Source organism: Ferrovibrio xuzhouensis, assembly GCF_042648965.1.
Taxonomy (GTDB): domain Bacteria; phylum Pseudomonadota; class Alphaproteobacteria; order Ferrovibrionales; family Ferrovibrionaceae; genus Ferrovibrio; species Ferrovibrio xuzhouensis.
In genome coordinates this window covers 43445-66497 of sequence record NZ_JBHRYJ010000006.1, presented here as the reverse complement: position 1 = coordinate 66497, position 23053 = coordinate 43445, and the positions used below count along the sequence as shown (strand labels likewise).

Genomic DNA, 23053 nt, shown 5'->3' with positions numbered 1-23053 from the left:
CATGACATCCGATCTCAAACCGCTGTTCGACTCCAACCGCATCTGGGCGGCAGACAAGCTGCGCACCGATCCGGGGTTCTTCGACCGGCTGGCGCATCAGCAGAATCCGGGCTACCTGTGGATCGGCTGCGCCGACAGTCGGGTGCCGGCCACCGAAATCTGCGGCCTCGACCCGGGCGAGATGTTCGTGCATCGCAACGTCGCCAACCTGGTACATCCGGCCGACATCAACTGCCTGTCCGTGCTGCAGTTCGCCGTCGAGTTCCTGAAGGTCAAGCATGTGATCGTCACCGGTCATTACGGCTGCGGCGGCGTGCGTGCGGCAATGCAGCCCGAACAGCTCGGCCTGATCGATCACTGGCTGCTGCCGATCCGCGAGACCTACGAGAAGAACAAGGTCGAGCTGCGGGCCATGGTCGACGAATACAAGCGGCTGAATGCGCTGTGCGAGTTGAATGTCCGCGAGCAGGTCGTAAACCTGACCAAGACATCGATCGTGCAGAATGCCTGGGCGCGTGGCCAGGAACTCAGCCTACATGGCTGGGTCTACGGCCTGACCAATGGCCTCGTCCGCGATCTGGGGGTCACTGTCTCTGGCCCGGAAGGCCTGAGCGATATTTTCCGCACTAAGACGAAATCCGAAGCAGGCGATTGATTATCCCGCCGCCGTTGCGGCCACGGAAATCGTGATGCCAAGGGGATTGTGATGCCGGGGGAATTCTGATGTTTGTCGTCATTCCGGATGTTCTGACCGAAGCCGAGGTCGCGACCCTGCGGACGAATGCCGCCACGGAGGATTTTCTCGATGGCCGGCTGACCGCCGCCGGGCGCGCGCGTAACGTGAAGAACAACCTGCAGACCGATCGCCGCTCGGAGCGCATGTCCGAGGCGCAGGATCTGATCACTGCCGCGCTCAACCGCAACAGCACCTTCCAGACGGTGGCGGCGCCGCGGCGGATTCTGCCGCCGCGCTTCAATCTGTACAAAGAGGGCATGTTCTACGGCGACCATGTCGACAATGCCCTGATGGGCGATGAGGGCGACAAGATCCGCGTCGACATGTCATTCACCCTGTTTCTCAGCAGCCCGCAGGACTACGATGGCGGCGAACTGGTGATCAAGAGCGGCATGGGCAATTCGACCTACAAGCTGCCGGCCGGCCAGATGGTGGTGTACCCGACCTACTATTTTCACGAGGTGCGGCCGGTGACGCGCGGCGAGCGCCTCGCCTGCGTCAGCTGGCTGCAGAGCATGATCCGCGAACCCGCGCGGCGCGAAATCATGCTGGAATTGGCGATGATCAGTAATATGATTCAGAGCCGTGATGCCCGCGCGGCCGCGGCGGCGCAGGATATGCTCGACAAGGTGCGCAAGAATCTGCTGCGCCAGTGGATTGATGATTAGCACCTGAGTGCCGATTAGAGCCGTTTCATTTTTGTGAGAAGGTTAATGTCGTTTTTTATCAACGACTTGATGCGGTTTGGCCGAGGTTGACAGGGGAGGGGGGCTTCTCTATGGTCCGCGACCGGCATGACGGGCCCTGGTGGCCGTACTACAATCAATCATGTCACGACCGAGCGAATTCGGGTTTTATAGCATCATGAAAATCCTGACTTCCGGACAGCACCTCGACCTTGGCGATTCCTTGCGCGCGTATATCGACGAGAAGCTTCCAGTCGCCGTGGCGAAGTATATGGACAATGCCATCGAGGCCCAGGTGGTCTTCAGCCGTGAAGGCTCGATGTACAGCTGCCACTGCTCTGTGCATGTCGGCACCGGCATCGATGCGCAGGCTGAAGGCCAGGATACCGAAATCTACGCCAGTTTCGACCAGGCTCTGGATCGACTGGCCAAGCAGCTGCGGCGCGACAAGCGCAAGCGGCGTAACCACCACACGCGTGTGCCCAGTGCCGATGAAACGGCCTGATCTCCGGATCGGACGTTACCGGTACCTGCCGCGGAGGCATTTTTCTCGATGGAAATCTTTCAGCTTTTGAGTCCTGACGGCGTCGTCGCGAATCTCAAGGCCAACAGCAAGAAGCAGGCGTTGCAGGAGCTCTCGGCGCGGGCGGCCCGGATCACCGGCCAGCCCGAGCGGGCCATCTTCGACGTTCTGCTGGAACGCGAGCGTCTCGGCACCACCGGTGTCGGCAACGGCATTGCGATTCCCCATGGCCGGCTCGCCGGCCTCGACAAGCTGTATGGCCTGTTTGCCCGTGTCGAGCGGCCGATCGATTTCGATTCGATCGACGAGATGCCGGTCGACCTGATCTTCCTGCTGCTGGCGCCTGAGTCGGCCGGCGCCGATCACCTCAAGGCGCTCGCCAAGGTATCGCGGCTGCTGCGCGACAAGGCGATCTGCGAAAAGCTGCGCGGCGCCGAAAGCGCGGATGCCCTGTTCGCCCTGCTGACCGACAGTTCGGCCAGCAACGCGGCAGCCTGACCGCGGGCGGCCACGGTTCCTGCGGCGCTGTCAGGCGGATGTAAGGCGGCAGGGCTAAAGCAGAGGCCCCGCTCACCTCCAGGATTCCTCATGACCAGCCGTTTCCTTCCGCGCCTCTGCGGCCTGCTGTTTCTCGGTCTGGTGCCGCTGCTGGCCGGCTGCGGCATCCCGCCGGCGCCTGACCGCAACGAGGACGGCGCCATCGCCGCCGGTCGCGGGCGTCTCTATTTCTATCGCACCACGCTCAGCCTCGGCGGGCCAAACTCGCTGCTCGGCGATGCCTCGAAGCCGGCGGTGATGCTGGATGGCCGCAAGATCGCCGAGGCCCTGCCGGGCGGGGTATTTTTCTGTGATGTGGCGCCCGGGCGGCACGAGGTTGCCGTGGCCGGTCCGCGACCGACCACCATCCTGGTGAACGTCTCCGCCGGTGGCACCGGCTATCTGCGGATGGACTGGGGCATCCCGGTCGCTTCGCAGCGCCCGGTCATCGAGGTCGATGCCCGGACCGGGCAGATGGAAACCGAGAACCGCACGCGCATTGCCGCCGCCTGTCCGGCCTGACGAGAAAATGGCCGAACCAGGCGGCGGATGCTGCCGGGTCAGTGAACGCTGACCGGAACCAGTTCGTTCTGCACGGCGGCGGCAAAGGCAAGATCGCGCTGCGGTGCCAGACCGAGCTGGTCGCCGTTGGCCGCGAAGATGCCCCATGCGCTGACCTGCCCGCCTTCGCCCTGGTCGACCGTGACCGGGCGGATATAGGCAAGATCAGGCGCGCCGAGATTGGCGAACATCTCGGGGCTCATGGCCTGCGGTGCGCGCCGGCCGGCGGTCGATCCGTCATGGTTGCTGGGAATGGCCATGGTTTTTCTCCTTGCTGGGCCTTTCAGTCGGCACTGCCGGTCTTGCCGGTAACGCCGAGTGCATCGCTGCTGTCATTGTCGGTTGTCGTGATGGCGATGCTGCGGACCTGGGCTTCCGGTCTCGGGCGCTGCAGATCCACATGCAGCAATCCGTTGCCGAGCTGGGCCCCGATCACCTCGATGCCGTCCGCCAGAACAAAGCTGCGCTGGAACTGGCGCGCCGCGATGCCGCGATGCAGATACACCCGATCCTTGTCGTCGGCCTGCCTGCCACGGATGACAAGCTGGTTGTCCTCGACGGTGATCGACAGGTCGCGGGCACCGAAGCCGGCGACGGCCAGGGTAATGCGCAGGCCGTCGGCGCCGATCTGCTCGATATTGTAGGGCGGATAGCCTTCGCTGCCGGTCTTGGCGGCCCGTTCGATCATGCGTTCGACATGGTCGAAGCCAAGCAGCAGCGGACTGGAAAACAGTGACACACGCGTCATTGCGGTCTCCTTCGTAAGCGAGATCCTTTCCGAAGCCCTCATGAGGCACCCCGGTTAGGGGAGATGTGGGGGGTGATGGCTTGCGGATCAAGATGCGTCCCGGCAGGATCACCGGGTTTGTGATGGAGGAACAGTTTTGCCCGAGAAGCTGCAAGATATTGAAATTGTTGGAATCGTTGGCGCCGGCGCGATGGGGCGCGGCATTGCCCAGGTCGGCATTACCGGCGGCATGACCGTCCGGCTGTTCGATGCGGCGCCCGGCGCGGCGGCAAAGGCCGCCGAGGCCATTGCCGCCCAGCTCGACCAGATGGTGAGCAAGGGCCGGCTGGCGGACGATGCCGCCGCGGCGGCGAAGATGCGCCTGCAGGTGATTGACCGCCTCGAAGACATGGTGCCCGCCGACCTGGTGGTCGAGGCGATCGTCGAGAACCTTGCCGTCAAGCAGGAGGTCTTCCGCCAGCTCGAGGCCATCGTCCGGCCGGACTGCCTGCTGGCGTCGAATACCTCCTCGCTGCGCATTGCCAGCATCGCCAGCGCCTGCAGCGGCCGCACGCGTGTCGCCGGCCTGCATTTCTTCAATCCGGTGCCGCTGATGAAACTGGTCGAGGTGATCCGCGCGCCCGGCACGTCCGACGATGCCATCGCTGCGCTGGTGAAGGTGGGCGAGCGCATGGGCCGGGTGCCGGTAGTGGTGCAGGACAGCCCGGGCTTCCTCGTCAATCTCGGCGGCCGTGCCTATACGCAGGAGGCATTGCGGATCGTTGCCGAGGGCGTGGCGACGCCGACCCAGGTCGACGCGGTGATGCGCGACGCCTGGGGCTTCCGCATGGGGCCGTTCGAACTGATGGACCTGACCGGCATCGACGTGAATTTCCCGGTCAGCCAGATCATCCATGAGGGCTATTTCTTCGACCGCCGGCTGGCGACCGCACCGTTGCACCAGCTTCTGAAGGAAAGTGGCCAGTTCGGCCGCAAGTCGGGTCGCGGCTTTTTCGAATACGGCCCGGACGGCAAGGCCATGGTGCCGTCGCCCGATGCGCCCTCCAGCACGCCGCCGGCCGCCCGCGTGGTGCTGGCCGAGGAGGACGAGGCGCTCGGCGAACTGCTGCGCAGCTTCGGCTTCGATGTCACCGGCTTTGACGATGGCGAACTGCCGATCCTCTGTGCCCCGCTTGGCGAGGATTGCTCGACCTATGCGGCGCGGTTGCAGCTCGATCATCGGCGGCTGTTCGCCATCGACATCGCCGGCCGGCTCGACAAGCGGCTGACCCTGATGCGGGCGCCGGGCGGGCGACAGGACCTGCTCGATGCCCTGGTCGCGCGCTTCCATGAGGCCGGCCGGGCGGTCACCGCGATCCACGACAGCCCCGGTTTCATCGGCCAGCGCATTGCCGCCATGGTGGCCAATCTCGGCTGCGAAATGGCGCAGATCGGCGTGGCCTCACCCGACGATATCGACAAGGCGATGACCTTGGGTCTGAACTATCCGTTCGGGCCACTGGCGCTCGCCGATGCCATGGGCCCGGCAACGGTGCACACGGTGCTGGCGCAGTTGCAGGCGATCACCGGCGATGACCGCTACCGGCCGAGCCTGTGGCTGCGCCGGCGCGCGCTGCTCGGCCTCTCGGCGCTGACGGCGGACTGAAGCGGGAAAGGTCCGGCGCTACTGGCACGCTGTCATACGGGACAAGAGGGCGTTGCCGGCTTCGTGATCGGCGGTACGGGCCACCCGGCGGTTATTGCTGCGCCGGCGGTGCGGCCGCTGGTGGTGCGGAAGCCTGCGGCGCGGCCATGATCGTCGGTGCCGGTTCGGCCGGCGTTGCCTCGACCGGTTGTTCCATCCCGGCGGGGGCGACAGCGACCTGCGGCGGTGTGCGCCGGCCCGGCGGTGTCATCGGCATGCGCGGATCGGCCAGCGGCCGCGGCGCCGCCGGCAGCTGGTGGCCGGCCAGCGAATAGGGGTCCGGCTCGTTGTAGCAATCAACGGTGCCCAGCGACTTGAAACACCAGACTTCCTGGCGGTCGGTCGGCTTGTAGTTGCTGACGCAGTAGGTGCCGTCGCTCAGCAGGTTGAGCGGATTGCAGGTGACTTCCAGCCGGCGCTCGACCTTGATCTTGGCGACCTCGACGCCGATGCCGATCAGGCCGGCCTGGCCGAGGCCCTGGCCGGGAACATAGTCATCGGCCTTGTTGCAGCCGGACAGGGCGGCAACCGTCAGGACCATGGCGATCAGATAGCGATACTGCAGCAGCCGGCGCATGATTTCTCTCCTGCGCATGACGACCGCGAGGCGGCCGCACCGGGTTGTGTCATTCTGGCAACGTCCAGTATTGCAGGCCTGGCGCTGAAGATACAGTTAAGCGACATGGTTAACCGGGCGGCCAATCGCCGGGGGCCAATTGCCGGAGACCGGTCAGCAGGCGGCGTCGGGCAGGGTGATCCGGAAGGTGGTGCCCAGCGGACCGGTACGGGCCAGTTCCAGTTCGCCGCCATGGGCGCGGACCAGCTCGCGGGCGATCGCCAGGCCAAGCCCGGTGCCGCCGTTGCGGCTGCCGCGGAAGGCCTCGAACAGATGGCCGAGCGCGGTCTCGTTCAGGCCGCCGCCGGTATCGGCAACCTCGATCACCACACAGTCGCCGGTCGACATGGCGCTGACATGCACGGTGCCGCCCGACGGCATGGCCTGACAGGCGTTGCGCGCCAGGTTGTTCAATATGCGATAGAGCTGGTCGGGGTCAGCCTGCAGTTCCAGATCGGGCGGCACGGCATTGACCCAGCGAATGGTGGTGCCGGATTCCGGCAGGCCCAGTCCGGTGGCCACGCCGTCGACCAGCGCGGCGAGATACAGGCGCTGCAGTTTCGGCGTCTGCTCCTCGGCCTTGCCGTAGCGCAGGGTCTGGGCGCAGAGCTCGATGGCGCGGTCGATCGAACCGACCAGCCGCGGCGCGACCTGCCGCACGGTCGGGTCTTCCGAGGCGGCGAGCCGGTCGGAGACGAGCTGCGCCGAGGCGAGCATGTTGCGCAGGTCGTGGCTGATCTTGCTGACGGCGATGCCGAGCTGGGCCAGCCGTGCGCGCTGGATCAGGGCCTGGCGCAGGTCCTGCTGCATCATCTGCAGTTCGCGTTCCGCCCGTCCCAGCTCGTCGCCGCGCCGCGACGGCTGAATGGTCTGCCGCGCATCTTCCGGTGCGGTACGGAACGCCACGATGCTGCCGATCAGCCGCTGGATCGGGCGCACCATCCACCATTGCAGGCTGAAATAGACGAGGCCGCCGGCGGCGATCGAGATCAGCAGCGACAGCGTCAGGATGCGCCACGAGAAATCGCGCAGCGCCTCGGTCAGCGGCGCGGTCGGCAGCACCACCTCGATGCGGGTCGCGGCGTCGCGCGGCGACGGGGCAACGACGCGGACGTATTTGTCGACATCGCCGGTCAGTGCCATGATTGCGTCGAAGATCGAGTCCCACCACATCCAGTGCGACAGGTCCATCGGTTCGCCCAGCATCGGCAGTTCCTGCCGGTCGCTCAGGATCAGTGCCGTCGAATCCTTGCGCTTCATCGCCACCAGCTTGCCGCCGACATTATGCAGCAGCTGGGCTTCCAGCTCGGGACTGACCATGCCGTCCGGCGCTGCCAGCAGGGCCAGTGCCGCCTGGTCGGCCAGTTCGATGCGGGCCTCGAAATAGGTGATGCGGAATCGGGCCATCGACGGCAGGTAGATCAGGATTTCCGCCAGCATCACGAAAGCGAAGGTCAGCACCAGCAGCCGGCCGGACAGGCTGTTCAGCCCCCAGCGATGCCGGGCCGCGACGGCATGGCCGGCAGCCGGAAGGGTGACACTCTCACTGGACGGCGGATTCTGCATGGCCGGAGTATAGCGCCGGTCAGCCCAGACGGGCCAGCAAGCGGACCAGGCGGCGGGTGAGGGGATTGAACAGTTGCGGACGGAAGAACTCGCCCGCGACCCGTTTGCCGGCCTCGCTGCGCGTCGGATAGGGCGCGATCATCGCCTGCATCGCCCCGATGCCGAGCCGGCGGCCGAGCGCCAGGCTCCACGGCTGCAGCAGGTCGCCGGCATCGGGTCCGACGATGCCGGCACCGAGAATCCGGCCGCGCGGCGTGACGATCACCTTGACCAGACCCTGCGTGCGGCCCTCGGCCTGGGCGCGGTCGGTGGCGGCGAAGGGCCAGCGCAGGATGCGGATGGCGCCATGGCGGGCCCGGGCGGCGGCCTCGTCGAGGCCGACGGCGGCCAGTTCCGGATCGCTGTAGGTCACCCGCGGCATCAGGTCGTGATCGGCCTTTGCCGGCAACCGGAACAGGGCGTTTTTCAGCACCAGAGCGGCGTGATAGCCGGCGGTATGGGTAAACGGGCTGAGGCCGGTGACATCGCCGATGGCATAGACCCGGCGGTTGCTGGTGCGTAGGCCGCGGTCGACCGTGATGCCGGCCGGGCCGCTGGCGATGCCGGCGCGCTCCAGCGTCAGGCCGTCAACGGCTGGTCGGCGACCGGCCGCCACCAGCAGGTGGGAGCCGGCGATGCGCTCCGTGGTGCCGTCGGCTGCCTGCAGGGTCAGCACGATGCCGGCTGCGGTATTCTCGGCGCGGACAACCGCGGTCTGCTGGCGGATATCGACGCCGTCGTCGCGCAGGGCATCGAGCACCGGGCCGGACAGTTCCGTGTCCTCGCGCGGCAGGCAGTGCCGTTGTTCGATCACCGAGACCCGGCTGCCGAGCCGCCGGAACGCCTGGGCAAGCTCGATGCCGACCGGGCCGCCGCCGATCACCAGCAGGTGCAGCGGCAGCCGGTCGAGGGCGAAGACCGTCTCGTTGGTCAGATAGGGCGTGTCGGCCAGCCCTTCGATCGGCGGGATCAGCGGCTGCGAGCCGGTGGCGATCACGAAACGGCGGGCATGGATCCTGCGGCCGTCGACCGTGAGGCTGTCCGGGCCGGTGAAACATGCCTCTCCCTGCAGCACCTGCACGCCGAGCGCAGTGAAGCGTTCGATGGAATCATTTGGTGCGATGGCGGCGATGGTATCCTGCACATGGCGCATGACGGCGGGGAAATCGATCTCCGGCTCTGCATAGCGGATGCCGAGGCGGCCGGCCTGGCGCCAGCCGACGGCATGGCGTGATGCCGCGATCAGCGCCTTCGACGGCACGCAGCCGTAATTCAGGCAGTCGCCACCCATGCGGCCGCGTTCGATCAGCACGGTGCGCACGCCCAGCATGGCGGCGCCGGCCGCCACCGACAGGCCGGCGGAGCCGGCGCCGATCACGGCAATGTCGCAGTCGATCCGCTCGGTCATGCTCTTTGTTCAGTCATTGTGCGAGCGGTGGCGTCGTCGTCTGATCCATACCGGCAGCAGAGACAGCAGGGCCAGCAGAGTCAAGCCGATCAGGATTTCCGGACTCAGCACGGCCCGCAGCGACAGATGCTCACTCTGGCGCAGCGTCGCCTGCAGGCCATAGCCGAAATAGGCGAAGGCGAAAGTGCCCGGCAGGATGCCGAGCGCGGTGGCGGCCATGAAGCGGCCGAGCGGCATGCCGATCATCGCCGGTGCGATGTTGACCAGCCAGAAGGGAAACGCCGGCACCAGCCGCAGGAACAACAGGTAGCTGAAACCGTTGTCGCGGAATTCCGCTTCCAGGCGGGCGAGGCGGGATCCGGCCCGGGCGCGCAGCCGGTCGCCGAGTGCCGTGCGGGCCGCGAGAAAGACGATGGCGGCGCCCGCAGTGGCGCCGAGCGCCGTCCACAGGGTGCCGAACCAGGCGCCGAACAGGAAGCCGCCAACCACGGTGACGAAAGACGCCACCGGCAGGGAGCAGGCGACCACGGCAGCATAGAGCAGGGTATAGGCGGCCGGGCCGAGCAGCGGATGGACGGCGATCCAGTCCTGCCATTCCGCCTGGTGCAGCCGCAGGGCGTCGGGGCTGAAGACATGCCGCAGGTCGAGGGCCAGGAAGGCGGCCAGCCCCAGCATCAGCAGTGTCAGCGGTATGAAGCGTTTCGCCGCCATTGCGGGATATCGATCCTTATTGGGTGTCGGACGGACGGAAGTATGAGCCGAGCCTTGTTTTTGCCCAAAAATGGCAGCAAAGGAGGTAAATTGCACGCGAGCGTCGCCCCGATGGCGGCGTATCACCGAAACGTGACACCCTGGCCGGAAGATGGGGCGGGGACCATGGAGCGGCGGCTGCAGGATTTCTGGCTGCAAGGCGAAAAGACAATGCGTCGATCTGGGCTGTTCCTCGTGCTGACAGTGCTGCTGTGGGCTGTATCCGGCGTCGGCATGGCGCAGGACCGTCCGGCCACGGTGAACTGGGACAGCGCACTGAACGCGGTCACCCGGCAGCTTGGCGATCCGCGCATGGACGATACGGGCTTTGCCGCCCTGCGCGGCGAACTCGACCGCCTGCGGGTGGAGGCGACCCAGGAACGCGACCGTCGCAAGCAGGTCGCCACCGCCACTCAGGCGCAGCTCGACTCCCTCGGTCCGGCGCCGGCCGCGGGCCAGCCGCGCGAGTCGGCCGATATCGCCGCCTCGCGCCGCCAGTTGACCGCGCGCCTGCAGACCGAGCAGGACAATGTGAAGCAGGCCGATCTGGCACTGGCCCGCATCCAGTCCCTGCAGGACCGCGTCAGCGACGAGGCGCGCAGCCAGTTCACCCGCCAGCTCAGCTACCGCGGACCGTCGCCGCTGACCACCGATTTCTGGCAGGACGGCATGACCGACATCGCGGCGGTCGCCACCCAGGTGATCGCAGCACCGGCACAATGGTGGCAATCCGTCGCGCCGCGGCGCTCCGGCCCGGTCACCCTGCTGCAGGTCGCGGTTGTCGCGCTGATTGCCGTCGTCGTGCTGGTGATCGTGCAGCGGCCGCTGAGCCGTCATTTCGGCGTTGATCCCGCTTTGGCCAGCCCGGCGCCGGCGCGGCGCACCTTTGCCGCCTTCGTCGCCTGGCTGAATGCCACGGCGGTACCGATGGCGGTGCTGTGGAGCGTCTACGGCGTGCTGGCCACCGACGGCTGGATCACAGGCCTGTTCGGCACCATGGTGCATTCGATGATGCAGGCGGTCAGCATCGCCCTGCTGGCCTTCGGCCTGGCCTATGCGGTGCTGTCGCCGCGCCATCCGGCCTGGGCGCTGATCCCGCTGCCGCCGCAGCAGCAGACCCTGCTGCTGCGACGCGTGGCGCTGTTCGCGGTCAGCGTGGTTCTGGTGTCGATGCTGGTGGCGCCGTCCCGCGTGCCGGATTTCGGCACTGCCGGCCGCAATCTGGTGATCGCCGCCGTCGCCGTTTTCCTGACCGTCTTCAACCTGCTGTTTGCCGATCCGCGGCTGTGGCGCCCGGCCTTTGCCGCCAACCGCCCGGTGCGCCTGCTGGCCTGGGGCATGGTCCTGCTCAACCTGCTGGCCGCCGCGGCGATCCTGCTCGGTTACTACAGCTTCGCCGCCTTCCTGTCCTACGGCCTGCTGTCCTCGGTACTGGCGCTGGCGGCCTATATCCTGGTCCGCGTCGCCCTGCGCGACGGCCTCAACCAGTTCGCCGAGGATGCCGAAGGCCGGGCCCGCGCCGCTCGCGAGATGCTCGGCATGAGCGGCACGCTCAGCACCTCGTCGCAGCTGCTGCTCGGCTTTGCCACCGAGATCATCCTGGCCGGCCTGCTGGTGGCGGCTTTGCTGCTGTCCTGGGGCATGAGCAGCAGCGCGCTGTTCGGTTATCTGCGCGAACTGTATTTCGGCGTCGCCATCGGGCCGGTGACCCTGTCGCTCGGCGACATGCTGGCCGCCCTGATGGTGCTGGTGGTCGGCATCGCGCTGACGCGGTTTCTCAGTGGCGGGCTGAATGCCCGGCTGGAACAGCAGCACGGCATCGATCCGGGCGTGCGCAATTCGATGGTCACCGGGCTGACCTATCTCGGCTATCTGGTCGCCGGCCTGGCCGCGGTGGCGGCCGTCGGTCTCGATCTGTCGAACCTGGCGATCATCGCCGGCGCGCTGTCGGTCGGTATCGGTTTCGGCCTGCAGAATATCGTCAACAATTTCGTCTCCGGCCTGATCCTGCTGATCGAGCGGCCGGTCAAGGTCGGCGACTGGGTGGTGGTCGGCGACAAGGAAGGCTATGTCCGCCGCATCAACGTGCGCTCGACCGAGATCGAGACCTTTCCGCGCGCCTCGGTGATCATCCCGAATTCCGAGCTGATCTCCAGTCCGGTGATGAACTGGACGCATCGTAACCGGCTCGGCCGCGTCGATATCGATATCGGCTTCGCCTATGGCACCGATGTCGACAAGGCCCGCGACATGCTGCTCGACTGCCTGAAGGCCAGCCCGGATGTGCTCAGCATGCCGGCGCCGACCGTGCTGTTCCGCAATTTCGGCGACAGCGCGCTGACCTTTGCGGTGCGCGGCTATATTTCCGATGTCGAGCGCCGCATCCTGATCGAAAGCGACCTGCGCTTCGCCATCTACAAGGCCTGCCTGGCGCAGGGCATCGAGATTCCCTTCACGCAGACCGATATCCACCTGCGCGACATCGACCGGATCGAGCAGGCGCTGCAGGCGCTGGGTGGCAAGGGGCCGGGCAGCAAAAAGCCGGCCGCGGATTAGCCGCGGCCGGCCGGTTGTCTGCCGTCTGCCGTCAGGTCAGTTCGGCCGCGGCACGTCGAACATCAGGATCTCGGCGCCCTCGGGGGCGCTGATCTCCAGCTTGCCCTCGCCGACCAGGGCGGCGCCGGCGCGGGTTTCGACGGTCTGGCCGTTCACCATCGCCTTGCCGTCGGCGACGACGACATAGGCGAGGCGGTTCTCCTTCAGGTCATAGGTGGTGCTGACACCTTTCTCCAGCAGGGCGCCATAGAGCGTGGCGTCCTGGTTGATCAGCAGGGTCGACGGCGCATCGCTGCGCACCGCTTCCTCGCCCGAGGCCAGCGGCACCAGCCGGTTGGCGCGGTCGCCCTTCGGGAACTGCGCCTGGTCCCAGCGCGGCTTGAGGTTGCGCTGGCGCGGCTCGATCCAGATCTGGAACAGATGCGTCAGGTCGTCCTCGGCATTCCATTCGGAATGCATGATGCCGGTACCTGCGGTCATCACCTGGACATCACCGGCCGGGGTGCGGCCCTTGTTGCCGAGGCTGTCCTCATGGGTGATCGCACCCTTGCGGACATAGGTGATGATTTCCATGTCGCGGTGACCGTGCATCGGAAAGCCGGAATGCGGCTGGATCTCGTCGTCGTTCCACACCCGCAGGGCACCGAAGCCGTTGCCCATCGGGGCGGGGACGCCGGAGAAGCTGAAGTGGAACCGGCTGTTCAGCCAGTCGATATGCATGCGTCCGAGATTGTCGAACGGGATGACATGAATCATGACGACCTCCTGTCGCGGCGGCGGTCCGTTGCATGGCCGCCGCCGCAGTCTGGGTATGCGGAGACTGTTACGCTTTCAGCTTGGCGGCAATGCCCGCCACATGCTTGCCCTGGAAGCGGGCGGTCTTCAGTTCGGTCTCGCTCGGCTGGCGGCTGCCATCCGGGCCGGCAATGGTGCCGGCGCCGAGTGGCGAACCGCCCTTGACCGCGCTGACGTCCATCGTCTCCGGCAGAGCATAGGGCAGGCCGACGATCACCATGCCGTGGTGCAGCAGGGTGGTATGGAAGCTGCTGGCGGTGGTCTCGTTGCCGCCGCCGGTGCCGGTGGAAACAAACACGCTGCCGACCTTGCCGACCAGCGCACCCTTGACCCACAGGCCGCCGGTCTGGTCGAGGAAGTTGCGCATCTGGCCGGTCATGTTGCCGAAGCGGGTGCCGGTGCCGAAGATGATGGCATCATAATCGGCCAGTTCGGCCGGATCGGCCACCGGGGCGGCCTGGTCCCACTTGCCGCCGGCCTTCTTGAAGGCCTCTTCCGGCATGGTCTCGGGCACGCGCTTGACGGTCACCTGCACGCCGCCCACTTCGCGGGCGCCGGCGGCGACGGCCTCGGCCATCTTTTCCACATGGCCGTACATCGAATGATAGAGCACCAGAACCTTGGTCATTGTTGCCTCCTTGGCAGTCCGGGGAAGTCCGGGGGTGATCGGTTCGTGGTCAGATGTAGGCGCATTGATGATTTGAAACAATCTCACGTTTGGAATATGATTGTTTCCTATGATAGACAATCTCGCAGATCTGGCGATTTTCGCCAAGGTGGTCGAGCTGAACAGCTTCAGCGACGCCGCCCGCAGCCTGAAACTGTCGAAATCGGCGGTCTCCAAGCAGGTGGCCCGGCTGGAGGAGCGGCTGGGTGCCCAGCTGCTGCAGCGGACCACCCGGCGCTTGGTGCTGACCGAAACCGGCCGGATCGTGCTGACCCATGCCCAGCGGGTGCTGGCCGAGGCGGATGCAGCCGAGATCGCCGTGCAGTCGCTGTATACGGCGCCGCGCGGCCGCCTGCGGGTCAACCTGCCGCTCAGCTTCGGGATCGGCCACATCGCGCCGCTGATGCCCGACTTCCTGGCGCTCTGCCCGGAACTGCATGTCGACCTCAGCTTCAGCGACCGCCAGATCGACCTGCTGGAAGAGGACGTCGACCTCGCCATCCGCATCGGCGACCTGCGCGATTCCAGCCTGGTGGCGCGCCGGCTGGCGCCGGCCCGCACGGTCTTCTGTACCGCGCCATCCTACCTGCGCAAGGCCGGCGTGCCGCTCAAGCCCGGCGACCTGCGCCAGCATGAATGCCTGATCTACAGCTATCTCGCCGCGCCGGAGGACTGGCCGGTGATCGACGAATCGGGTGCACCGGGCACCGTGCGGGTCTCGGGGCGGCTGCATGCCAACAACGGTGACGTGCTGCGGCTGGCGGCGCTGGCTGGCCATGGCATCGCCCGGCTGCCCAGTTTCATCGTCGGCGCCGACCTTGCCGCCGGCAGCCTGGTGCCGGTGCTGGAGGCCTTCACGCCGCCACCGCTGGGGATCTACGCGGTTTACCCGGCCCAGCGCTACCTGACTCCCAAGGTGCGGGCCTTTATCGACTTTCTTGCCGAACGGTTCGGGACCCGGCCGCCCTGGGACTGTGTCTGGCTGGACACAGTGGGCGACAAGATCGCCTGACGCCGTAAATCGGGTTTACGGCCGCCGGGGGGCTGTGCTATCGAACCGGTGCGACAAGAAGGCGCAGAGCAATGACCCGCCAGTGGCGACATCGACGACCGCAACACGGCGCACCGCAACGAAAGCGGTGCCCGGCGGTTGTTCGCGTGCACTGAAGCAGAGGTCGCAGACGCCATCTCTCGTCGCCAGACAGCTTCCAGCATGACCGCGAATCACCGGCCGAACGGACGGCAGGCTCAGGCCACCCGTCCGCCCGTGGTCTCTGACTATGTTGCCGGAAGCAAGCTCATGTTCCCCATTACCGCCGAGCGGCCCGCCGATGCCGCCCAGATCGAAACCCTGCTGGATCTGACCTTCGGGTCGGACCGCGCCAAGAAGACCGTCTACCGGTTGCGCGAGGGCGTCGCCCATCTCCGGCCGCTCGCCTTCGTGGTGCGCGAGCAGGACATCCGCGCGAGCGGCGGCCGCCTGCTCGGCTCGATCCGCTACTGGCCGGTCGGCCTGGGCGAAGCGCAGTCCCCCGCGATCATGCTGGGGCCGGTGGCGGTGCATCCGGACTACCAGGGCCAGGGCATCGGCCGGGCGCTGATCCGGCACAGCCTTTATGCCGCCACCCGGCTCGGCCACCGCATCTGCATCCTGGTCGGCGACAAGCCCTATTACGAGCCCTTCGGCTTCACCAGTGCCGCCGACCGCGGGCTGGAGATGCCGGGCTGGGTCGAGCGCGAGCGCTTCCAGGTGATGGAGCTGCTGCCCGGCGCGCTGGACGGTGTCGCCGGCATGGTCGGCAAGCCCCTCCGCAGCGCAAGCCCGCGCGGACGGCGCAGGGCGGCCTGAGCGATGGCACGCCGGATCCTGCCAGCGGATCTCGGCGTGACCGTGCTGCTGGTCGACAGCATCACCGAAATCAACGGCGATGACGCCGGGTGCTTGGTGATTTCCGGCAGCCATGGCGGCCGGTCGGCGGCACGCTATGCCGCTGCCGTGGTGCTGGCCGGCTGCGTCTTCAACGATGCGGGCACGGGCAAGGACGACGCCGGGATCGCCGGCCTTGCCGCGCTCGCCTATCCGGCGCTGGCCTGCAGCCATCGGTCGGCGCGGATCGGCGATCCGCAGGATGCCTGGGACAACGGGATCGTCAGTGCGGTGAATGCAGCGGCACAAGCCGCCGGATTGCGAAGCGGCATGACCGTGCAGGCGGCCTTCCGCCAGCTCGCCGGCGGCTGAGGCGGCTCAGCGGCTTTCGCGCCGCCACATCAGCAGCAGGCCGGCCAGCACGGCGGCCAGTACCGCCAGCGGCAGGGCCAGCGGCGTCAGGTGCAGGCCGGTCACCACATAGTCATGCTGGCGATACAGCCCGATCCAGCCGCTGCCGGCGGCATCGCGCGCCGCCACCCGGGTCGGCTTCTCGATCATGCGGATGTCGGGCAGGCCGTTGATCAGCCAGCGGTCGCTGCCATGGCTGGCATCGGTCAGCGGCTTGAGCACGGCGGGCGTCGCCCGCGGATCGGCGAATTCGCGCGGGTTGATCGCGCCTATGGTGGCGACGGTCTCGAGATCGCCGGCGCGCACCCGGTAGATGCCGGCCTGTTCGACTGGCATGGCGTTGCTGGCAACGCCGTTGCCGCGTTCGACCAGCGACAGCTTGCTCTCGCTGCCGTCCGGCGCGGTCACCGTCACCGGCTCCTTGTGCTCGGTCAGGCTGCGCCGTTCGACCTGCAGCTGGCCGCCCTTGATGTCGGCGCGCAGAGCCTCTTCCTCGAGGTCTGGTTCCTTCATCGCCCAATGGGCGAGGCGGCGCAGCAGTTCGGCCTGCGGCCCGCCGCCCTCGTAGCCGCGCGACCACAACCAGATCTGGTCGGAGAACAGCTGCGCGACGCGGCCCTTGCCGACGCGGTCGAGTAGCAGCAAAGGCTCGCCCTGCGGCGTCTGCATCAGGGTCTGGCCGCGCTGCGCGTCGGCGCCGATGGCGCGGAACCAGCGGCCCCAGGCCGGATTCGTCGTCGGCGTGCCGGCCTGGGGCAAACCCGCCGTGACCGGATGCCGCCAGCCCGTCGCGGTCAGGCGCGGCGTGAAGGGCTCGGCGCGCACCTGGCCGGTCGGCGCACCGGGGAAGATTTCCGCCAGCGGCGTGCGGTACAGGCTGAGCGGTGTGGCATAGGCCGGGCCCGAGGCTTCCAGCAGCGCGCCGCCGTTCTCGACGTATTTGACGATATTCTCGAAATAGGCGTTCGGCAGGATGCCGCGCCGCCGGTAGCGGTCGAAGATGATCAGGTCGAACTCGTTGAGCTTGAGTTCGAACAGCTCGCGGATCGGGAAGGCGATCAGCGACAGCTCGCGGATCGGCGTGCCGTCCTGCTTGTCCGGTGGCCGCAGAATGGTGAAATGCACGAGGTCGACATTGGGATCGGCCTTCAGCAGGTTGCGCCAGACGCGCTCGCCGGCATGCACCTCGCCGCTGACCAGCAGCACGCGCAGGCGGTCGCGCACGCCATTGACGGACAGCACCGCGCGGTTGTTGAGCGGGGTCAGTTCGCCCTCGATCGGCGCCACGTCGAATTCCAGCAGGCTGCGGCCGGCGCGGCGCAGCTTGAAGGGAATGGTCAGGTCGCGGCCGACCGGCACCGTCAGGATCTGGTCGCCGACATCCTGCTGGCGGACATGCAGCTGTGCGGTCTCGCCCGGCTTGGCGCCGGTATCGTCGATGCGCAGCGTGACGCTGAGATCCTGGTTGACCATGCCGAAGGTCGGCGCGTTCTTCACGACGAGGCGGCGGTCGCGCTCGTCGGGCCGGCCGGTCAGCAGCACATGCACCGGTGCGATGGCGACATCCTGCAGCGCCGCCGGGTCGGGCATGTCATGCACCTGGCCGTCGGTGACGAGGATGCTGCCGGCCAGACGATGACGCGGCAGGTCGCTCAGCGCCAGCGACAGCGCAGAGTATAGCCGGGTGCCCTCGTCGCGTTCGGCGCTGCCGGCGGCCGGCTTGCCGGCATGTACGATGCGGACCTCGAGATTGCCGATGCCGGCCAGCTTTTCGCGCAGGGCGGCCTCGGCGGCTTCCGCCTGCTGACGACGCTGGCCGATCGACTGGCTCGGACTGTCGTCGACCACCACCACGGCGATGTCGGGCAGTTCGGCGCGGTCCTCGTTGCGGGCGACCGGATTGGCCAACGCCGCCAGCACGAGGATCGCGACCAGCAGGCGCAGCAGGCTGCCGCGCGCCCGCCGCCACAGGCCGAGCGCGGTCAGCAGCAGGGCAACCGAGGCACAGGCAATGATCGCCCACCAGGGGATCAGCGGTGCGAAATCGAAGGAGATGGCGCCGGTCATGCGAGGCCCCGCCGCTACTGCCCGAGGCGTTCGAGCAGGGCCGGCACATGCACCTGGTCGGCCTTGTAGTTGCCGGTGAGCGTGTACATCAGCAGGTTGACGCCGAAGCGGTAGGCATATTCGCGCTGGCGCGGATTGTTCGGGATCGTCGCCGCCAGCGGCCGCCCGCCCGGGTCCATCGCCCAGGCCGCCGCCCAGTCATGGCTGCCGACCACCATCGAGGTGACGCCGTCCTTGTCGCCGCCGGGATTGCGTTCGACCCAGACGGTGCCGCCGGCATAGCGGCCCGGGAAGTCCTGCAGCAGGTAGAAGGCCTTGGTCAGCACATGGTCGTTCGGCACCGGCATCAGCGGCGGAATGTCGAGCTTGGCCAGCAGTTGGCGCAGCTTTTCGGTATTCGGGCTGGCCGCCGTGCCGCTGAAGCCGTTCGCCTGGTCGCGGGTATCGAACAGGATCATGCCGCCGGTCTTCATGAACTGGTCGACCCGGCGCAGCGCGGCATCGGACAGCTGCGGCTGGGTCGGCGCGATCGGCCAGTACAGGAACGGCAGCACCGAAATGTCGTCGCTTTCGAGATTGACGCCGATCGGCTCGGCCGCCTCGATCGAGGTGCGGCGGTAGAGCACCTCGGTCAGGCCATAAAGGCCGGCGCGACTCATCTGGTCGATGTCCGGCTGGCCGGTCACCACGAAGGCGAGCCGCAGGTCGAGCGACGCCTTCATGGCGAATTCGTCGCCGGCCGACAGCGTGGCGGCACCACGGCGCTGCTGATTTTGCGGCGGCGCCTGTTGTGCCTGGGCGTTGCCGGCAATGGCGGCACCGAGCAGGACGGCCGCCAGTGCGAAGACCGCGGTTGCCGGCCGGCGGATGCGGGGCAGCAGGCCGCGCAGCGCCAGGCCGATCAGCCAGTCGGCGAGGAACAGCAGCAGGGCCGTGGTCAGCAGCGGCGGCAGCAGGCGGATTTCCTGGCTCTGCTGGTCGAGGTCGCGGAGCTGCACGTCGGCCGGCCAGCGCGTCACCGGCATCAGCACGGTGTTCGCGGCGACGGTATTGAGCGCACGGCGGGCGTCGAGCCGGCCATACCAGCCGGACGGATGACGCGGCGCCGGCTGCAGCGTCGCCAGCTCGCGGGCGGGCACCGGCTGCACGGCGGGGCCGGGCTGCACCGAACGGCCGAAGCCATCCAGCACGGCCAGCGGCGGCAGCGGTGCTTCGGCATCGGCACCGGCGGCGGCCACGCCCTGCGACAGGTCGATCACCTTGCGCAGCATGCTGACGTAGAAGCCGCTGAGCGCGAGGTCCGACCACAGGGTATTGGCGGTGGTATGCACGAGGATCAGCCAGCCCTTGCCGCGGCGGTCGGCGGTGACCAGCGGCGTGCCGTCCTGCAGCCGCAGCCAGGTCTTCTCGCCGAGCCGCTCGTCGGGCTCGGCCAGCACCTGGCGGCTGACCGTGATCTCGTCGCCGCCGGCCAGCCCGTAGAAAGGGCTGGTTTCGGGGATCGGGCCAAGATGCTGCGGCTGGGTCCATGACAGCGCGCTGCCGAGCTGGCGCGCGCCGCGGCGCAGATGCACCGGCAGCAGGTCGTCGCTGGCCTCGGCCATGCGCGGCCCGCCGAAGCGCAGCAGCACGCCGCCGCGGTCCAGCCAGTCGCGCAGCGGCTTCTCGTCGCTGCCGATCACCTGCGCCACATCGGCCAGCACGATCACCGAGATGTCGCGCTGCAGCAGGTCGGAAATGCTGCCGGTGCGCAGCTCAGCATAGGGATTGAGTGCGCGCTGCAGGTAGAACAGGTCATCCAGCAAGGGCTGCCGCGTCTCGATGGCGCCGCCGGCAACCAGGCCGACCGGGCGGCGACGCCAGCGATCATCCAGCAGCTGCACGCTGCCGGCGCTCGGCTGTTCCTCGATTTCGAGGCGCGAGAGCTGGTTGCGCAGTTCGCTCGGCAGGTCGAGCTTGACTGCGGCGGTTTCCGCGCCGGACGCGAAGGACAGCGTGTCGCGTTGCAGGATGCGGCCCTGGTCGGTGACGGCGCGCAGCGTCAGGTTGCGCGGCGGCAGGCTGCCGCCGGCGGGGCGCCGCACGGTGACACTGTCGCCCTGGGCGTTGGTCACCGGCGGCAGCAGGGTGATCGGCCGGTCGCCGGCCGGCGGCGCGATCACCGTGACAGGTCCGAGCCGCAGCAGCCATTCGGCCAGGGTATAGGCCGACTCGCCGCTGTCGCGACCACTGTTGTCCTGCAGGTCGTCGGTCAGCCAGACGGTTTCGGCATGCTCGGGCAGGCGGGCTTTCTGCAGGGCCTGCAGCAGGGCGGCGCGGTCGCTGCGCCACGCCTTGGGCTCCAGCGCGGCCACCACGGGCCGCAGGTCGTCGGCCGGCATCAGCTGCCCGGCCTGCATGGCATCGCCGCTGGCCGGCGCGGCGGTGGTCAGCAGCAGGGCCGAGCGGCCCTCGCGGGCGGCCTGGGTCAGCAGGTCATCAGCATGGGCGAGCCGCTCGCGCCAGCGCGGCGCCGCGGTCCAGCCGTCATCAATCACCAGGATCAGCGGGCCGCCGCCATGCTGCGCCGGCTGCGGGTTCAGCACCGGGCCGGCCAGCGCGATGATGGCGAGCGCCGCAATCAGCAGGCGCAGCAGCAGCAGCCACAGCGGCGTATGCGCCGGCGTCTCCTCGCGCGGCTGCAACATCAGCAGCAGGCGCAAAGGCGGGAAGGTGATGTCCTTCGGTTGCGGCGGGGTGATGCGCAGCAGCCACCACAGCACCGGCAGGGCGGCCAGTGCGACCAGCGCCCAGGGGGTGGCGAAGGCGAGGCTGCCCAGAGTCAGCATGTTGGCCCCGTGAGCATTACCGGGCCATGCGCGGGCCGCGGTCGCCCTGCAGGCCCATGAACAGGGCCATAAGGGCCGTCTGCGGCGGTGCGTCCGTGCGGTGTTTCAGGTGGCGCCAGCCGAGCCGGCGGCAGGCCTCGGCCAGCGCCTGCTGATGCGCGGCAAAGGTGGCATGCCAGTCGGCGGCCAGCGCTTCGGCGCGCGGCGCCAGCAGCATGCCCTCGCCTTCAAGGCCGAGAAAGCGGGTGCGGCCGGTATAGGGGAAGTCTTCCTCGGCCGGATCGACCAGCCGCAGCACGGTACCTTTCACGCCCATGTCGGCGAAGCTGCGCAGCCGTGCCGCGATTTCGTCGACCGGATAGAGAAAGTCGCCGATCAGCACGACCTGGGCATGGCGCGGCAGGATCTGGGTCGGCGGCAGGCTGGCGTCCGCCGTGTCCTCGCGGGAGCGCAGCAGGCGTTCGGCCAGCCGCTCCATCACCAGCCGGCCATGGGCCGGCCGGCCGGGATGGCCGAGCAGGGCGATGCGCTCGCCGCCGCGCAGCAGCAGGCTGGCCAATGCCAGCAGCAGCAGGTCGCCGCGTTCGTCCTTGCGTTCGGCGCCCTGCGGCGATTTCCAGCGCATCGACGGCGAAGCGTCACGCCATAGCCAGACGCTCTCGGCGGCTTCCCATTCGTTTTCGCGGATGAAGGTATGGGTGCGTTTGGCGGTCTGGCGCCAGTCGATGCGGCTGATTGCGTCGCCGGGACTGTAGCGGCGGAACTGCCAGAAGGCATCGCCGGGACCGACGCGGCGGCGGCCATGCACGCCCTGCTCGACGGTGGCGGCAACCCGTTCGGCGGCCACCAGCAGGGGCGGCAGAAAAGCGGCAATATGTTCGGCGCGCTGGCGTCGGGCCTGCAAGGTCGCCCCGGCCGCTGCGCCGCTGCTCATCGCATCTCACTTGTCCGGATGGTGCCGCTCGGCCGGCCGGTCATCGGGCAACCCTCACTTCAGTGGATCGGCCAGGCGTGCAATCACGTCGGTGACGGTGACACCATCGGCACGGGCAGCGAAGGTCAGCGCCATACGATGCCGCAGCACCGGCGCGGCCAGCGCGAAGACATCTTCCAGTGACGGCGCGAGCCGGCCCTGCAGCAGGGCGCGGGCGCGGACCGCCAGCATCAGGGCCTGGCTGGCGCGCGGGCCGGGGCCCCAGGCGACCAGTCCCGCGATGCCGTCGATACCGGTCTCTTCCGGCCGGCCGTTGCGCACCAGCGTGAGGATGGCTTCGACCACGCTGTCGCCGACCGGCAGGCGGCGCACCAGCCGCTGGGCCGCCAACAGATCGGCGGCCGTCAACACCGTCGGTACGGCGTCCTCGGTGGCGCCGGTGGTGGCGAACAGCATGCGCCGCTCGGCCTCGCGGTCGGGATAGCCGACGTCGATCTGCAGCAGGAAACGGTCGAGCTGGGCTTCGGGTAGCGGATAGGTGCCTTCCTGCTCCAGCGGATTCTGGGTCGCCAGTACATGGAACGGCGCCGGCAGGTCATGGCGCTGGCCGCCGACCGAGACCTGGCGCTCCTGCATTGCCTGCAGCAGGGCCGACTGGGTGCGCGGGCTGGCGCGGTTGACCTCGTCGGCCATCATCAGCTGGCAGAAGATCGGGCCGGGGATGAAGCGGAACGAGCGGCGGCCGCCGTCGGTCTCCTCCAGCACTTCCGAGCCGGTGATATCGGCCGGCATGAGGTCGGGGGTGAACTGCACGCGGCGGGCATCCAGCCCGAGCACCCGGGCCAGCGTCTCGACCAGTTTGGTCTTGGCGAGGCCCGGCACGCCGACCAGCAGCGCATGGCCGCCGGCCAGCAGGGTGATCAGGGTTTCCTCGATCACCGTGTCCTGGCCGAAGATGCTGCGACCGACCGCCTCGCGCGCGGCACCGAGTCGGCCGCCGATACGCTCGATCTCGGGGAGGATTTGCTCGGCGGTATCGCTGAAATTGTGCATGCAGTCGAGTATATAGTAGAA

The 23053-nt window shown here is 68.0% G+C and carries 22 protein-coding genes; 10 read left to right on the top strand and 12 right to left on the bottom strand.

The genetic code is table 11. From position 1 onward, the window contains the following. The first annotated feature begins 1 nt into the window (after position 1). The 5 genes from can (at position 2) to ACFOOQ_RS20340 (ending at position 3004) form a co-directional block, all read left to right on the top strand. Positions 2 to 655 (top strand): carbonate dehydratase, encoded by a 654-nt coding sequence (gene can / locus ACFOOQ_RS20360; RefSeq protein ID WP_379729535.1) that lies wholly within the window; start codon positions 2 to 4, stop codon positions 653 to 655. Between the two features lie 68 nt (positions 656 to 723). Further along, positions 724 to 1404: a Fe2+-dependent dioxygenase gene (locus ACFOOQ_RS20355; protein WP_379729533.1), complete on the top strand. Its 681-nt coding sequence runs from the start codon at positions 724 to 726 to the stop codon at positions 1402 to 1404. A gap of 196 nt (positions 1405 to 1600) precedes the next feature. After that, positions 1601 to 1927, top strand: a complete 327-nt coding sequence (hpf, locus tag ACFOOQ_RS20350) for a ribosome hibernation-promoting factor, HPF/YfiA family (protein ID WP_379729531.1) — start codon at positions 1601 to 1603, stop codon at positions 1925 to 1927. Between the two features lie 48 nt (positions 1928 to 1975). Next, positions 1976 to 2443: a PTS IIA-like nitrogen regulatory protein PtsN gene (ptsN, locus tag ACFOOQ_RS20345; RefSeq protein WP_379729530.1), complete on the top strand. Its 468-nt coding sequence runs from the start codon at positions 1976 to 1978 to the stop codon at positions 2441 to 2443. A 90-nt stretch (positions 2444 to 2533) separates the two neighbouring features. After that, entirely contained in the window at positions 2534 to 3004 is a 471-nt protein-coding gene (locus ACFOOQ_RS20340) for a DUF2846 domain-containing protein (RefSeq protein WP_379729529.1), read from the top strand. 38 nt (positions 3005 to 3042) lie between these two features. Here ACFOOQ_RS20340 and ACFOOQ_RS20335 read toward each other — a convergent pair whose 3' ends face one another. Both ACFOOQ_RS20335 and ACFOOQ_RS20330 read right to left on the bottom strand, forming a co-directional pair. Continuing rightward, the gene (locus tag ACFOOQ_RS20335; protein WP_379729528.1) at positions 3043 to 3303 is read right to left on the bottom strand and encodes a DUF1150 family protein; all 261 of its coding nucleotides are present in this window, start codon (positions 3301 to 3303) and stop codon (positions 3043 to 3045) included. A gap of 23 nt (positions 3304 to 3326) precedes the next feature. Further along, complete coding sequence (locus ACFOOQ_RS20330) at positions 3327 to 3791, bottom strand: Hsp20 family protein (protein ID WP_379729527.1); 465 nt, start codon at positions 3789 to 3791, stop codon at positions 3327 to 3329. Between the two features lie 136 nt (positions 3792 to 3927). Between ACFOOQ_RS20330 and ACFOOQ_RS20325 the strand changes: the two genes are divergently transcribed. Then, a complete protein-coding gene (locus ACFOOQ_RS20325) occupies positions 3928 to 5436 on the top strand; it encodes a 3-hydroxyacyl-CoA dehydrogenase (RefSeq protein WP_379729526.1) in 1509 nt (502 codons plus the stop codon). A gap of 91 nt (positions 5437 to 5527) precedes the next feature. Here ACFOOQ_RS20325 and ACFOOQ_RS20320 read toward each other — a convergent pair whose 3' ends face one another. The 4 genes from ACFOOQ_RS20320 to ACFOOQ_RS20305 all read right to left on the bottom strand — a co-directional run bounded on the left by ACFOOQ_RS20320 (position 5528) and on the right by ACFOOQ_RS20305 (position 9815). After that, positions 5528 to 6052, bottom strand: coding sequence for a hypothetical protein (locus ACFOOQ_RS20320; protein ID WP_379729525.1), 525 nt, complete (start codon positions 6050 to 6052; stop codon positions 5528 to 5530). A gap of 153 nt (positions 6053 to 6205) precedes the next feature. Next, a complete protein-coding gene (locus tag ACFOOQ_RS20315; protein ID WP_379729524.1) occupies positions 6206 to 7657 on the bottom strand; it encodes a sensor histidine kinase in 1452 nt (483 codons plus the stop codon). A gap of 19 nt (positions 7658 to 7676) precedes the next feature. After that, positions 7677 to 9104 carry a dihydrolipoyl dehydrogenase family protein gene (locus ACFOOQ_RS20310; protein WP_379729523.1) on the bottom strand — a complete coding sequence of 476 codons (1428 nt, stop codon included), beginning with the start codon at positions 9102 to 9104 and terminating at the stop codon, positions 7677 to 7679. A gap of 9 nt (positions 9105 to 9113) precedes the next feature. Next, positions 9114 to 9815 (bottom strand): TVP38/TMEM64 family protein, encoded by a 702-nt coding sequence (locus ACFOOQ_RS20305; RefSeq protein WP_379729522.1) that lies wholly within the window; start codon positions 9813 to 9815, stop codon positions 9114 to 9116. Positions 9816 to 10025: 210 nt separating this feature from the next. On the opposite strand from ACFOOQ_RS20305, the gene ACFOOQ_RS20300 reads away from it, so the two are divergent. Beyond that, positions 10026 to 12410, top strand: a complete 2385-nt coding sequence (locus ACFOOQ_RS20300) for a DUF3772 domain-containing protein (protein WP_379729521.1) — start codon at positions 10026 to 10028, stop codon at positions 12408 to 12410. Positions 12411 to 12446: 36 nt separating this feature from the next. On the opposite strand, the gene ACFOOQ_RS20295 is transcribed toward ACFOOQ_RS20300, so the two are convergent. Next, positions 12447 to 13166, bottom strand: coding sequence for a pirin family protein (locus ACFOOQ_RS20295; protein WP_379729520.1), 720 nt, complete (start codon positions 13164 to 13166; stop codon positions 12447 to 12449). 67 nt (positions 13167 to 13233) lie between these two features. Continuing rightward, a complete protein-coding gene (gene wrbA, locus ACFOOQ_RS20290) occupies positions 13234 to 13833 on the bottom strand; it encodes an NAD(P)H:quinone oxidoreductase (RefSeq protein ID WP_379729519.1) in 600 nt (199 codons plus the stop codon). A gap of 109 nt (positions 13834 to 13942) precedes the next feature. On the opposite strand from wrbA, the gene ACFOOQ_RS20285 reads away from it, so the two are divergent. From ACFOOQ_RS20285 to ACFOOQ_RS20275, 3 genes are all read left to right on the top strand, one after another. Beyond that, the gene (locus tag ACFOOQ_RS20285) at positions 13943 to 14884 is read left to right on the top strand and encodes a LysR family transcriptional regulator (protein ID WP_379729518.1); all 942 of its coding nucleotides are present in this window, start codon (positions 13943 to 13945) and stop codon (positions 14882 to 14884) included. Between the two features lie 288 nt (positions 14885 to 15172). Continuing rightward, the gene (locus ACFOOQ_RS20280; protein ID WP_379729517.1) at positions 15173 to 15721 is read left to right on the top strand and encodes a GNAT family N-acetyltransferase; all 549 of its coding nucleotides are present in this window, start codon (positions 15173 to 15175) and stop codon (positions 15719 to 15721) included. Between the two features lie 3 nt (positions 15722 to 15724). Beyond that, a complete protein-coding gene (locus ACFOOQ_RS20275; protein ID WP_379729516.1) occupies positions 15725 to 16111 on the top strand; it encodes a hypothetical protein in 387 nt (128 codons plus the stop codon). A 6-nt stretch (positions 16112 to 16117) separates the two neighbouring features. Here ACFOOQ_RS20275 and ACFOOQ_RS20270 read toward each other — a convergent pair whose 3' ends face one another. The 4 genes from ACFOOQ_RS20270 to ACFOOQ_RS20255 are packed head-to-tail and all read right to left on the bottom strand — an operon-like array spanning position 16118 to position 23032. Continuing rightward, positions 16118 to 18217 (bottom strand): hypothetical protein, encoded by a 2100-nt coding sequence (locus ACFOOQ_RS20270; protein ID WP_379729515.1) that lies wholly within the window; start codon positions 18215 to 18217, stop codon positions 16118 to 16120. Positions 18218 to 18231: 14 nt separating this feature from the next. Beyond that, the gene (locus ACFOOQ_RS20265; RefSeq protein WP_379729514.1) at positions 18232 to 21045 is read right to left on the bottom strand and encodes a DUF4159 domain-containing protein; all 2814 of its coding nucleotides are present in this window, start codon (positions 21043 to 21045) and stop codon (positions 18232 to 18234) included. Positions 21046 to 21061: 16 nt separating this feature from the next. Continuing rightward, a complete protein-coding gene (locus tag ACFOOQ_RS20260) occupies positions 21062 to 21979 on the bottom strand; it encodes a DUF58 domain-containing protein (RefSeq protein ID WP_379729513.1) in 918 nt (305 codons plus the stop codon). A gap of 54 nt (positions 21980 to 22033) precedes the next feature. Then, positions 22034 to 23032 (bottom strand): AAA family ATPase, encoded by a 999-nt coding sequence (locus ACFOOQ_RS20255; protein ID WP_379729697.1) that lies wholly within the window; start codon positions 23030 to 23032, stop codon positions 22034 to 22036. Positions 23033 to 23053 lie beyond the last annotated feature (21 nt).

Excerpts from the sequence above, each read along its gene's own strand:
- ACFOOQ_RS20295 (WP_379729520.1), bottom strand. The coding sequence starts at position 13,166 with ATGATTCATGTCATCCCGTTCGACAATCTCGGACGCATGCATATCGAC.
- can (WP_379729535.1), top strand. The coding sequence starts at position 2 with ATGACATCCGATCTCAAACCGCTGTTCGACTCCAACCGCATCTGGGCG.
- ACFOOQ_RS20320 (WP_379729525.1), bottom strand. The coding sequence starts at position 6,052 with ATGCGCCGGCTGCTGCAGTATCGCTATCTGATCGCCATGGTCCTGACG.
- ACFOOQ_RS20280 (WP_379729517.1), top strand. The coding sequence starts at position 15,173 with ATGTTCCCCATTACCGCCGAGCGGCCCGCCGATGCCGCCCAGATCGAA.
- ACFOOQ_RS20255 (WP_379729697.1), bottom strand. The coding sequence starts at position 23,032 with ATGCACAATTTCAGCGATACCGCCGAGCAAATCCTCCCCGAGATCGAG.
- wrbA (WP_379729519.1), bottom strand. The coding sequence starts at position 13,833 with ATGACCAAGGTTCTGGTGCTCTATCATTCGATGTACGGCCATGTGGAA.
- ACFOOQ_RS20300 (WP_379729521.1), top strand. The coding sequence starts at position 10,026 with ATGCGTCGATCTGGGCTGTTCCTCGTGCTGACAGTGCTGCTGTGGGCT.
- ptsN (WP_379729530.1), top strand. The coding sequence starts at position 1,976 with ATGGAAATCTTTCAGCTTTTGAGTCCTGACGGCGTCGTCGCGAATCTC.
- hpf (WP_379729531.1), top strand. The coding sequence starts at position 1,601 with ATGAAAATCCTGACTTCCGGACAGCACCTCGACCTTGGCGATTCCTTG.
- ACFOOQ_RS20340 (WP_379729529.1), top strand. The coding sequence starts at position 2,534 with ATGACCAGCCGTTTCCTTCCGCGCCTCTGCGGCCTGCTGTTTCTCGGT.
- ACFOOQ_RS20260 (WP_379729513.1), bottom strand. The coding sequence starts at position 21,979 with ATGAGCAGCGGCGCAGCGGCCGGGGCGACCTTGCAGGCCCGACGCCAG.
- ACFOOQ_RS20305 (WP_379729522.1), bottom strand. The coding sequence starts at position 9,815 with ATGGCGGCGAAACGCTTCATACCGCTGACACTGCTGATGCTGGGGCTG.
- ACFOOQ_RS20315 (WP_379729524.1), bottom strand. The coding sequence starts at position 7,657 with ATGCAGAATCCGCCGTCCAGTGAGAGTGTCACCCTTCCGGCTGCCGGC.
- ACFOOQ_RS20265 (WP_379729514.1), bottom strand. The coding sequence starts at position 21,045 with ATGCTGACTCTGGGCAGCCTCGCCTTCGCCACCCCCTGGGCGCTGGTC.
- ACFOOQ_RS20355 (WP_379729533.1), top strand. The coding sequence starts at position 724 with ATGTTTGTCGTCATTCCGGATGTTCTGACCGAAGCCGAGGTCGCGACC.
- ACFOOQ_RS20270 (WP_379729515.1), bottom strand. The coding sequence starts at position 18,217 with ATGACCGGCGCCATCTCCTTCGATTTCGCACCGCTGATCCCCTGGTGG.
- ACFOOQ_RS20335 (WP_379729528.1), bottom strand. The coding sequence starts at position 3,303 with ATGGCCATTCCCAGCAACCATGACGGATCGACCGCCGGCCGGCGCGCA.
- ACFOOQ_RS20275 (WP_379729516.1), top strand. The coding sequence starts at position 15,725 with ATGGCACGCCGGATCCTGCCAGCGGATCTCGGCGTGACCGTGCTGCTG.
- ACFOOQ_RS20330 (WP_379729527.1), bottom strand. The coding sequence starts at position 3,791 with ATGACGCGTGTGTCACTGTTTTCCAGTCCGCTGCTGCTTGGCTTCGAC.
- ACFOOQ_RS20310 (WP_379729523.1), bottom strand. The coding sequence starts at position 9,104 with ATGACCGAGCGGATCGACTGCGACATTGCCGTGATCGGCGCCGGCTCC.
- ACFOOQ_RS20285 (WP_379729518.1), top strand. The coding sequence starts at position 13,943 with ATGATAGACAATCTCGCAGATCTGGCGATTTTCGCCAAGGTGGTCGAG.